This is a genomic window from candidate division TA06 bacterium (assembly GCA_016208585.1).
Lineage (GTDB): Bacteria > Edwardsbacteria > AC1 > AC1 > EtOH8 > UBA5202.
The window spans coordinates 1-10708 of record JACQXR010000024.1; the positions used below are offsets into that span (position 1 = coordinate 1).

General features: G+C 55.4%; 17 protein-coding genes. All 17 read left to right on the top strand.

Going from position 1 to position 10708, the window contains the following annotated elements:
• Positions 1 to 174, top strand: a 174-nt coding sequence (locus HY768_02000) for a type Z 30S ribosomal protein S14 (protein MBI4725992.1), incomplete at its 5' end; no start/stop codon positions are given.
• Positions 175 to 501: 327 nt separating this feature from the next.
• The gene (rpsH, locus tag HY768_02005) at positions 502 to 900 is read left to right on the top strand and encodes a 30S ribosomal protein S8 (protein ID MBI4725993.1); all 399 of its coding nucleotides are present in this window, start codon (positions 502 to 504) and stop codon (positions 898 to 900) included.
• Positions 901 to 1093: 193 nt separating this feature from the next.
• Positions 1094 to 1678: a 50S ribosomal protein L6 gene (gene rplF / locus HY768_02010; protein ID MBI4725994.1), complete on the top strand. Its 585-nt coding sequence runs from the start codon at positions 1094 to 1096 to the stop codon at positions 1676 to 1678.
• Positions 1679 to 1826: 148 nt separating this feature from the next.
• The gene (rplR, locus tag HY768_02015) at positions 1827 to 2180 is read left to right on the top strand and encodes a 50S ribosomal protein L18 (GenBank protein MBI4725995.1); all 354 of its coding nucleotides are present in this window, start codon (positions 1827 to 1829) and stop codon (positions 2178 to 2180) included.
• Between the two features lie 25 nt (positions 2181 to 2205).
• On the top strand, positions 2206 to 2808 hold the full coding sequence (gene rpsE, locus HY768_02020; protein ID MBI4725996.1) for a 30S ribosomal protein S5: 603 nt from the start codon (positions 2206 to 2208) through the stop codon (positions 2806 to 2808).
• A gap of 58 nt (positions 2809 to 2866) precedes the next feature.
• Positions 2867 to 3073 (top strand): 50S ribosomal protein L30, encoded by a 207-nt coding sequence (gene rpmD, locus HY768_02025; protein ID MBI4725997.1) that lies wholly within the window; start codon positions 2867 to 2869, stop codon positions 3071 to 3073.
• Complete coding sequence (gene rplO / locus HY768_02030; protein ID MBI4725998.1) at positions 3070 to 3537, top strand: 50S ribosomal protein L15; 468 nt, start codon at positions 3070 to 3072, stop codon at positions 3535 to 3537. The genes rpmD and rplO overlap by 4 nt, the downstream gene beginning before the upstream one ends.
• Before the next feature lie 170 nt (positions 3538 to 3707).
• On the top strand, positions 3708 to 5021 hold the full coding sequence (secY, locus tag HY768_02035; GenBank protein MBI4725999.1) for a preprotein translocase subunit SecY: 1314 nt from the start codon (positions 3708 to 3710) through the stop codon (positions 5019 to 5021).
• A gap of 268 nt (positions 5022 to 5289) precedes the next feature.
• Positions 5290 to 5937, top strand: coding sequence for an adenylate kinase (locus tag HY768_02040; GenBank protein MBI4726000.1), 648 nt, complete (start codon positions 5290 to 5292; stop codon positions 5935 to 5937).
• Entirely contained in the window at positions 5938 to 6687 is a 750-nt protein-coding gene (gene map, locus HY768_02045; GenBank protein MBI4726001.1) for a type I methionyl aminopeptidase, read from the top strand. It abuts the gene before it with no gap.
• A gap of 30 nt (positions 6688 to 6717) precedes the next feature.
• The gene (gene infA, locus HY768_02050; GenBank protein ID MBI4726002.1) at positions 6718 to 6936 is read left to right on the top strand and encodes a translation initiation factor IF-1; all 219 of its coding nucleotides are present in this window, start codon (positions 6718 to 6720) and stop codon (positions 6934 to 6936) included.
• 172 nt (positions 6937 to 7108) lie between these two features.
• Entirely contained in the window at positions 7109 to 7222 is a 114-nt protein-coding gene (rpmJ, locus tag HY768_02055) for a 50S ribosomal protein L36 (GenBank protein MBI4726003.1), read from the top strand.
• A gap of 53 nt (positions 7223 to 7275) precedes the next feature.
• Positions 7276 to 7659, top strand: a complete 384-nt coding sequence (rpsM, locus tag HY768_02060) for a 30S ribosomal protein S13 (protein MBI4726004.1) — start codon at positions 7276 to 7278, stop codon at positions 7657 to 7659.
• 151 nt (positions 7660 to 7810) lie between these two features.
• Positions 7811 to 8200 (top strand): 30S ribosomal protein S11, encoded by a 390-nt coding sequence (gene rpsK, locus HY768_02065; GenBank protein MBI4726005.1) that lies wholly within the window; start codon positions 7811 to 7813, stop codon positions 8198 to 8200.
• 66 nt (positions 8201 to 8266) lie between these two features.
• Positions 8267 to 8896, top strand: a complete 630-nt coding sequence (gene rpsD, locus HY768_02070) for a 30S ribosomal protein S4 (GenBank protein ID MBI4726006.1) — start codon at positions 8267 to 8269, stop codon at positions 8894 to 8896.
• A 140-nt stretch (positions 8897 to 9036) separates the two neighbouring features.
• The gene (locus tag HY768_02075) at positions 9037 to 10026 is read left to right on the top strand and encodes a DNA-directed RNA polymerase subunit alpha (GenBank protein MBI4726007.1); all 990 of its coding nucleotides are present in this window, start codon (positions 9037 to 9039) and stop codon (positions 10024 to 10026) included.
• Positions 10027 to 10134: 108 nt separating this feature from the next.
• Complete coding sequence (gene rplQ, locus HY768_02080; GenBank protein ID MBI4726008.1) at positions 10135 to 10707, top strand: 50S ribosomal protein L17; 573 nt, start codon at positions 10135 to 10137, stop codon at positions 10705 to 10707.
• Position 10708: the final 1 nt, after the last annotated feature.

Genomic DNA, 10708 nt, shown 5'->3' on the forward strand with positions numbered 1-10708 from the left:
AAGGCGATGATTCAAAAGTCCGAGCGGCCGAAGTTCAAGGTCCGGCATCACAGCCGGTGCCGCCGCTGCGGAAGGGCCCGGGCGTTCTACCGCGACTTCGGCATCTGCCGGATCTGCCTGCGGGAGATGACCCTGAGGGGCGAAATCCCCGGGATGGTCAAGGCCAGCTGGTAGGGAATCTGAACTTTGGCAAAGAGCCAAAGTTCAGTAATACCTAAGCACCAAGCTCTAAATCCTAAATCACCGCCTTTGGCGGGATCCCGATATTGCGGGACAAATATCAATGTCCCAAATGCCTAACTCGATACAAACAATTTGGATTTTTGAAATTTGTTAATTTGAATTTGTTTAGTCCGCCGGATTCGATATTAGAATTCCTGCCTTCGCCGTAACAACGCCCGGCATAATGGCACGGCTTCGTGCAGGCAGGTCGAATTTGCCAAAGTTTAACATTTAGCCGTTATCAAGATTCACCAGAGCATTTTTAGGAGATAATACGAGATGTCGATGACCGATCCCATTGCCGATATGCTGACCAGGATCCGCAATGCCGGGAAAGCCAAGATGAAGAGGGCGGACGTTCCGGCCTCCAAGATGAAAATGGCGATCACCAAGATCCTTCTGAGGGAACGCCTGATCTCCAATTTCAAGTACATCGCCGACGGCAAGCAGAACATGATCCGCATCTACCTGCGCTACGACGATGACGGAAAGCACCTGATCAAGGGCCTGGTGCGCCGCAGCACTCCTGGTTTAAGGGTTTATGCCTCGGCCGACAAACTGCCCCGGGTCCGCAGCGGAATGGGGCTGGCCATCATCTCCACCTCCAAGGGCCTGATGACCGACCGCGAGGCCCGCAAGAACAAACTGGGCGGCGAGGTGGTCTGCTACCTGTGGTAAGCTTGGAAAGCTTGAAAGGTTGAAAATGTTTAAAAGGGTTGAACAGGGCTTGCCCACCCGCCTGTCGGCGGATAAGAAGAAATGCTGATATGTATTGTTTACGAAGGGTTGAAACGGTTCGGGACATTTCGGACATTTAGAACCTTTGGAACATTTAGAACATCTGTAATATTGAGTTAAGGAGATATAAAAAGTGTCGCGGATAGGCAGAAAGCCAATAGAGATTCCTAAAGGGGTCAAGACCGAGCTGGTCGGGCAGAAGATAAAAGTGACCGGGCCCAAGGGCGCCCTGGAGCTGGAGATACATCCCAACATCAAACTGGATATCAAGGACGGCGTCCTGACGGTGATCCGGGCCTCAGACGAAAAGTTCGACCGGTCCCTGCACGGCCTAACCCGGGCCTTGGTGTTTAACGCGGTCACCGGGGTCAGCCAGGGTTTCACCAGAGTGCTTCAGATCTACGGAATCGGGTTCAAGGCCATCAAGGACCCCAAGGGCCTGACCCTCAACCTGGGATTTTCCCATCCCATCAATATGGAAGCTCCCCAGGGCATCGAGTTTGACCTCACCGACGAACCCGCCCAGAAAGTCTTGGACAAGACCTACCAGAGCAGCATCGTGATCAAGGGCATAGACAAGCAATTAGTGGGCGAGGTGGCGGCCACCATCAGGCGTTTCCGCAAGCCGGAGCCGTACCAGGGCAAGGGGATCCGCTACCAGGGCGAGCACATCCGCCGTAAGGCCGGCAAGACCGCGGCCGGGGCCACCGGCGCATAATAATACTCCCGCGAAACACGCCAACATATCGCTATAAACGTTCAGCGTTTACCGTTTACTGTTTACAGTTAGGCTCAACAGCAAACGGCAGACAATAAACAGTAAACAGTAAACATTGTAATAAAAGCAAAAAACAGGTATTAGACAAATGGCAGACAAGGCGAAAGAAAAACGAGACGCCCGCCTCAGGCGGCATGTACGGATCCGGCGCAAGGTTCAAGGCACATCCGAAAGGCCACGGCTCTGCGTCTTCCGCAGCAACAAGTTCATTTATGCCCAGGTGATAGACGACACCCAACATGCGGTGCTGGCGGCTTCCGGCAAGATGGAGGGGCTGGAAAAAGGCAAGCTGGCCCAGAGCAAGCAGGTGGGCAAGAAGATCGCCCAGCTGGCTTTGGCCAAGGGCATCAAACAGGTGGTGTTTGACCGGGGCGGATATATTTATCACGGCAGAATCAAGGCGCTGGCCGAGTCGGCCAGAGAAGCCGGGTTGCAATTCTAAAAAAATATTTGGGAGATAAAGACCAGTGGCAAGGATCAACTTGAATAGTCTGGGCGAGCTCAAGGAGCAGGTGGTCCACATCAACCGGGTGGCCAAGGTGGTAAAGGGAGGAAAGCGCTTCGGTTTTACCGCTCTAGTGACAGTGGGTGATGGAAACGGCCATGTGGGAATCGGCAAGGGAAAGGCCCGCGAAGTTTCCGAGGCCATCCGCAAGGCCAATGAGGACGCCAAGAAAAGCCTTAAAAAATATTCGGTGGTCGACGGCAAGATCCCCTACATGGTAATGGGCAAGTACGGGGCCAGCGAAGTGGTCTTAAGGCCGGCCGCCGCCGGAACCGGCGTGATCGCCGGCAACGTGGTCCGCTCGGTGCTGGAGGTCTGCGGCGTTACCGACATCCTGACCAAGAGCCTGGGCTCCAATAATCCCCATAATCTTTTAAAGGCCACCATCGACGGGCTGGCTCAGCTTAAGCAGCCGGCCGAAATTCTGGAGGAGCGCAACCGGGGCAAGGCCGGGGCCGCCCCCGAGGCCAAACCGCAGACGCCAGTCGAAGAACATCCGGCCCAGGCTGGGTCCGAAGAACAGCCGAACCAGGTGCCGGCCGAGGAACCTCCGGTCGCAGTCTAATCGTCCGGCAGTTCAAGCAAAATAGCCTTTCATCATACCGCCATAAAGGAAAATTAACGTGCCCAAAAAAATATTACGGATAACCCAGATCCACTCCACCATCGACCGGGCTGAAATCCAGCACCGGACCATCAGGGCTTTAGGGCTGCGCAAGCTTTATCATACGGTGGAGAAGGCCGACACCCCGCAGATCCGGGGGATGGTAAAAAAAGTGGAGCATCTGCTGAAAGTTGAGGAGATCAAGGAAGGAGGCAGCCGCAAATGAAACTGGACCAGATCAAACCCAATCGGGGCGCGGTCAAAAAGGCCAAACGGAGGGGCTGCGGCACCGGCTCGGGCCACGGCGGCACTTCCACCAAGGGCCACAAGGGCCAGAAATCACGGGCCGGCTCCGGAGCCAGGGTTCCTTCATGGTTTGAGGGCGGACAGATGCCGCTGCAGCGCCGCCTGCCCAAGCGTGGCTTTACGGCTTTTGATAAAAAGACATTTCAGGTGGTGAACCTGACGGCGCTGGGAACCCAGGAAAAAGAGATTACCCCCGAATCCATGTTCGCCCTGGGGCTGGTCCGGAAGAAAAACCAGCCGGTGAAGGTGCTGGGCAAGGGAGAGCTTAAAAAAGCGCTGACGGTCAAGGCCCATGCCTTTTCGGCCTCGGCCCAGAAGGCCATCGAAGCCGCCGGGGGAAAGATCGAAGTGCTGAAAGTGCTCAGCAGCCACCGGACCGACTAAAGACTTAATTAATCATTCAGCCACCCTTCTATACATCAGGGTAAACTCCGGCACTAAGACATAAAAATAACCATTCACAATTTACGATTCACGATTTGGTTTGGTGCCTTGGTGTCTTAGTGGCGCTGGATAGTTACAAAAAGGCTATAATTTAAATTTGGATGCTGACGATGTGGGAGAAAATCCAGAATATATTCCGGATCCCCGAGCTGAGACGGAGGATACTATTCACCCTGGGGATACTGGTGGTTTACCGGATCGGGGGGCATCTGCCCACCGCCGGGATAGACACCCAGGCCCTGGCCGAGTTCTTCCGGGCCCAGCGGGGCACCCTGTTCTCGATGTACGATCTGTTCGTGGGCGGAAACCTCTCTCGGGCCACCATTTTTGCTCTGGGGATCATGCCCTATATTTCGGCCTCCATCATCATGCAGCTTTTGGGCGCGGTGATCCCGTTCCTGGAAAAACTGCAGAAGGAAGGCGAGCAGGGCCGCAAGAAGATCACCCAGTATACCCGCTATGCCACCGTGATATTGGCCCTGTTCCAATCCTACGGCATTTCCATATTCCTGGAATCCCTGGCCCCCAACGGCCTGGCGGTGGTGCCCAATCCCGGGTTCGGTTTCCGGATACTGACCATGATCACCATGACCGCCGGAACCATCTTCGTGATGTGGCTGGGGGAGAAGATCACCGAGTTCGGCATCGGCAACGGCATCTCCATGATCATTTTCGTGGGCTGCCTGGACAGCATTCCCGGCGACCTGATCAGCACCTACACTTCGTTCCGGGGCGGCGAGCTCAACATCCTGGTGCTGGCCTTCATCGCCCTCCTGATGGTTGGGGTCACCGCGGTGGTGGTGGGGATGACCCAGGGCTCCCGCAAGATCCCGGTGCAGTACGCCAAAAGGATAGTGGGCCGCAAGGTTTACGGCGGGCAGAGCACTTATATCCCGCTGGGATTCAACACCGCCGGGGTGATACCGATCATCTTCGCCCAGAGCGTGCTGGCCTTCCCCATGACCATAGTCACCTACATCAAGGCCGACTGGGCCCAGAACCTGGCCGGTCTGTTCACCATGGGCTCCTGGCTCTACAACATCCTCTATGCCTTTCTGATCATCGCCTTCGCCTATTTTTACACCGCCATCGTCATCAATCCGGCCGATCTGGCCGACAACATGAAGAAGTACGGCGGGTTCATTCCCGGCATCCGGCCTGGCTCCAAGACCGCCGAGTACATCGAACGGATCCTGACCCACATTACTTTGCCCGGGGCGGTGTTCTATGCGGCCATTGCCATCCTGCCCACTTTTCTGATGAGCGCCTTTCACGTTCCGTTCTACTTCGGCGGGACCACACTGCTGATCATAGTGGGCGTAGCCCTGGACACCCTGCAGCAGATAGAGTCCCATTTGCTGATGCGCCATTATGAGGGTTTCATCAAAAAGGGCAAGATCTCGGGCCGGGCCGGGCGGATGTAATATCTTATTGCTTCGGCGAATAAATAGCGCAATGTATCATTCTCGCACTTCATTGCATTCAGTGTGAACCCTGAGCCAGTTGGGCACGCTTGCCTTACCCAGGGCAGGCTTCCAGCGGGAATCCAGGCCTGGATTCCCGCTGGAATTTATCCCGCACTTGATGCGGGACGGGCATGACAACAAGGACGGTCGAAAAACGGATAAGGATTATTGATCCATTTAATTGCCCGAGAGTAATAAAAACCCCGGCGAAAGTTGTGATGCTAATATGAGACTGGTTCTTTTAGGCGCGCCCGGTTCCGGCAAGGGAACCCAGGCCAAGCAGATCTGTCAGAAATTCAACCTGCCCCATATCTCCACCGGCGATATTTTAAGGCAGGCAGTCAAGGACGGAAGCCCGCTGGGGCTTGAAGCTAAGGGGTTCATGGACCGGGGCGAACTGGTTCCAGACCACCTGATACTGAACCTGATCAAAGAGCGTTTCAAATCTCCGGATGCCCAAAAAGGATTTTTACTGGACGGCTTTCCCCGGACGGTGGCCCAGGCCCGGGGCTTGGAAGATATGCTTTTGCAACAGAGCCTGAAGATAGACCTGGCTTGTTCTTTAGATGTGGAGCGGGAGGAGCTGATAAACCGGCTGACCGCCAGAAGGATTTGTCCCGGATGCGGGGCCATTTACAACCTGCTCTTCCAGTCTCCCCCAAAGGAGAATCTCTGCGACAAATGCAACGGCAAACTGGAGCAAAGAGTGGACGACCAGCGTCAGACTGTGGAAAACCGTCTGGAAGTTTATCTGCGTCAGACCCGGCCGCTGCTGGAATACTATGATTCCCGGAAACTGCTTAAGGAAATAAACGGCAATGCCGGGCCGGATAAGGTATTTCAGGACATCAGCGCGGTCCTGCAGGGAATATAAATGATCGCCATCCGAGAGGACTGGGAGATCGAGCGAATAAAGGCGGCCGGCAAAGTGATCGCCGATCTCTGGAAGGCTTTGGCTCCCATGGTCAAACCTGGGACAGCCACCTCCGAACTGGACCGGCTGGCCTACGACTTCATCAACGATCATCAGGCGCTCCCGGCTTTCAAAGGCTACCGGGGCTATCCCGCCACCCTCTGCATCTCCATCAACCACGAAGTGGTGCACGGCATCCCAAGGTCGGAGCGGATATTGCGGGAGGGCGATTTGGTAAGCATAGACGTTGGGACAAGCAAGCAGGGGTACATCGCCGACGCCGCCCGTAGCTATTATCTGGGCAGCGCCCCCAGCCCGGAGATCCTGAAACTTTTAGCCGCCACCAAACAGGCCCTGGAACTGGGCATCCAAAGCGCCCGGGCCGGATCAAAGGTCAGCGATATCTCCCGGGCCATCCAGCAGGCGGCGGAATCTACCGGGTTTTCAACAGTGCGCGACCTGTGCGGGCACGGGGTGGGGCAGAAGCTGCACGAAGAGCCGGAGATCCCCAATTACGTCAAATCCGGCTCCAGTCCGGTCCTGGCTCCAGGTATGGTGCTGGCCATAGAACCAATGATCAATGCCGGCGGCCATCAAGTAAAGTTTCTGTCCGACGGCTGGACCGTAGTCACCGCCGACGCCAGCCTCTCCGCCCATTTCGAGGACACGGTGGTGGTCACCGCCGGCGAACCGCTGATAGTAACCCGGTAATATAAACCCCAATAATTAAGATCCGAAAAAATGGCCAAACAAGAGGGAATACAGGTCGAAGGAACCGTGCTGGAGAACCTTCCCAATGCCACCTTCCGGGTGGAGCTTCCCAATGGTCATAAGATCCTGGCTCATATCTCGGGGAAGATGAGGATGCATTTCATCAAGATCCTGCCCGGGGACAAGGTGACCCTGGAGCTGTCGCCCTATGACCTGACCCGGGGCCGGATCATCTACCGCTTCAAGTAACAATACCAAGACACAGATTCTGAAAATTACTTTTACCACGGAAACACGGAATTCTGGAATGTTATTCATCCATCACCAAGTCAATTATTGTAATTCAGTGTTTTCATAGCTTCCGTGCTTCAGTGGTTAGCTCCCGAAAAAATCCCGATAATAAAACTTAAGGATATATCCCATGAAAGTCAAGGCATCGGTCAAGGTGATCTGCGAGCACTGCAAGCTGATCAAGCGCAAGGGCGTGCTGCGGGTGGTCTGCAAGAACCCCCGCCACAAACAGCGTCAGGGCTGATCCCGTTTTAAAGCCAAACAATTACCAAGTTATTTTTAAAGAGAGGATAAAAAGTGGCCAGAATCGCTGGTGTGGATTTACCCCGGGGAAAAAGGGTGGAGATAGGCCTGACCTATATCTTCGGTTTGGGCCGGAGCTCGGCCAAAAAAATTCTGAGGCTGGCCAAGGTGGACCCCAATAAAAGGGCCAAGGACCTAAGCGACGACGAAGTGGGCCGCCTGCGCAGCATCATCGAACAGGAGTTCAAAGTGGAGGGCGCCAAGCGCACCGAGGTCAGCCTGGCCATCAAGCGTCTGGTGGAGATCGGCAGCTACCGGGGAGTCAGGCACCGCAAGGGTCTGCCGGTGCGGGGCCAGCGCACCAAGACCAACGCCCGCACCCGTAAGGGGCCGCGCAAAGGCGCCATCGTCAAGAAAAAAGCCCCCGGAAAGAAGTAATCCAAACCAAGATCCAACTGCCGCCTTCCTCCTTCGTCCCGCTTTATCGGGACTACGGCGGACAAGTAGGCTGACCGATCAAAAAAAATGCCCCCGGCCTCAAAAAAATGAGACCGGCCAGAGATAAAAGATTTTACCGAAAAGAGGGAAAATGGCGGAAGAGAAAAAGCAAGTCAGGAAAAAAGAGAAGAAGATCGAGTCTTCAGGCATCGCCCATATCCAGGCCACCTTCAACAATACCATCGTCACCATCACCGATAAAAGCGGCAACGTCATCTCCTGGGCTTCGTCGGGCAAGGCCGGCTTTAAAGGTTCCCGCAAATCCACTCCTTTCGCCGCCCAGATGGCGGCCGAGGCCTGCGCCAAGATCGCAGTCTCTTTGGGAATGCAGCGGGTGGAGGCCTGGGTCAAGGGTCCGGGAGGCGGCCGGGAATCGGCCATCAGGTCTCTCCAGGCCTCAGGTTTGGCTGTCACCGTGATCCGCGACGTGACCCCGGTGCCCCACAACGGCTGCCGGGCTCCCAAAAAACGCCGGGTCTAAATTAGAGTCAGAGTCAACCGGGAACAGACATTCGGAAAATAATTTTTTAGGAGGTTTTTAATATAAATGGCAAGATATACCGCCGCCAGGTGTAAGCTATGCCGCCGTGAGGGAGCCAAGTTGTTCCTGAAGGGCGAGAGATGCAACACCAAGAACTGCGCCGTTGATAAAAGGCCCTATGCCCCGGGAGAACACGGCAAGGACCGGATGCGCAAGCCCACCGGCTATGCCATCCATCTCCGGGAAAAACAAAAGGTCCGGCGGATCTACGGCATCCTGGAACGACAGTTCCGCAATTATTTTGAGAAGGCTTCCAGCATGAAAGGCGCCACCGGCGAAAAGCTGCTTTCGCTTTTGGAGCGCCGTCTGGACAACATCGTCTTCCGGCTGGGACTGGCCCCTTCCCGCTCGGCCGCCCGCCAGCTGGTGAACCACGGACACTTTCTGGTCAACGATAAAATCGTCAACATTCCATCCGTTCTGCTGCGTCCCGGCGACACGATCCAGGTGAAACCCAAAAGCAAGGACAACGTGATCATAGCCGGAGCACTGGAGGCCGCCAAGGGCCGGACGCCCGCCGCCTGGCTGGAGCTCAACAAAGAGAAACTCTCGGGCAAGCTGCTCAACATCCCCACCAGGGACAGCATCGGAATGCAGATCAACGAACAGCTGATCGTGGAGTTATACTCCAAGTAATGCCTGAAAGGATCCTGTTTAAAAGCCGGCTCTTTAAAAATCCAGCTTTAATAAGGCTTTAAAAGGTCCTCATTCGGGAAGCCTCGCTCGGTTCAGGCGGTTTGGACCGGGTTCAACTTCAAAACATTTTGGAGGCAATTATGAGATGGAATACCCTGCAGATGCCCAAGAGCATCGTTATAGACGAAGCAACTTACGGCTCCAATTACGGTAAATTCATTGCCGAGCCCCTGGAACGGGGTTACGGCCTGACCCTGGGCAACGCCCTGCGCCGGGTGCTGCTGTCATCCATCCCCGGGGCGGCCATCATGGCGGTAAAGATCGAAGGCGTGCTCCACGAGTTCTCCACCATCCCGGGAGTGGTGGAGGACGTGACCGAGATAATCCTGAACATCAAGAAAATAAAGCTCCGCCTGCACTCGGAGCACCCCAAGGTACTTTACCTCAAGGCCCAGGGCAAGGGCGAGGTCAAGGCCTCCCAGATCGAATCCGACGCCGAGGTGGAGATCCTGAACCCCGAACAGCGCATCGCCACCCTTTCCGAGGACGGGGTGTTCAAGCTGGAACTGACCGTGGATCACGGGCGGGGCTACGTTCCGGCCGAGATCTTCCGCAAATCGTTCAACACCATCGGGCTGATCCCGGTGGACGCCATATTCTCGCCGGTGTCCAAGGTCAATTTTTTGGTGGAGAATTGCCGGGTAGGCGAGCGCACCGACTACGACCGCCTGATTCTGGAGGTCCACACTAACGGTTCGGTCAAGCCCGATGTGGCGGTGTCCCAGGCTGCCAAGCTGCTGCGCGACCACCTGACCCTGTTCCGCTCCTTCGGCGAAGAGGGAGGAGAAGGCAAGGGCGAGGGTCTGGACGACGACATGATCAAGATGCGGGACATGCTGATGAAGCCGGTGGAAGAGCTGGAGCTCTCGGTGCGGTCGGCCAACTGCTTCAGGGCCAACAATATCTTCACCCTGGGCGACCTGGTGCAGAAGACCGAAAGCGAAATGCTGAAATACCGCAATTTCGGACGCAAATCGCTGGCCGAGCTCTCGGTGATATTAAAGAACATGAACCTGACCTTCGGGATGAAAGTGAAACAGTATACCGATCCCAAGAAGAAGAAGGCTTAAAACTCAGGCCGGGTGGGCGGCGGACATTATTGACACAGATAGACATTTCTTTCCCGGGAACCAAGATAGAATTTCAGAACTAAAATTTTTGAGATAGGGTAAACATAAATGCGACACCGCAAAGATACCTTAAAGCTGAGCCGCAGCCATTCCCACCGCCGGGCCCTGATGTCCAACCTGGTAACCTCACTTATCAAACACGAAAAGATACAGACCACCTTTCCCAAAGCCCAGGCGGCCAAAAGGGTGGCCGAGCGCCTGATCTCCGTGTCCAAGCAAAACGATCTGGCCGCCATCCGTCAGGTCGGAAAAATCGTCAAGGACAAGGAGGTTTTAAAGAAGCTGTTCCAGGTGATCATGCCCAGGATGAAGGACAAGAAGTCGGGCTTCATCACCGTCACCAAACTATGGCTGCGCAAGGGCGACGCCGCGTTGCTGTGCCTGATGGAACTATACGGCGCTCCGGCCAAGGCCAAGCTGGTCAAAGGCGAGAAGAAGGAAAAGAAAGCCGCCAAGCCGGCCAAGAAACAGCCGGGCAAGAAGGTTGCCAAGGCAGAGGGCAAGCTCAAAGAAGAAAAGAAGTCCGCCGCCGCCAAGGCTTCCACCTCCGCTAAAGCTGCGGCGGACCACCGCTATAACGGGGCAGGCAAGTCGGCGGATAAAGCTAAAGCAAAGAAGTAGG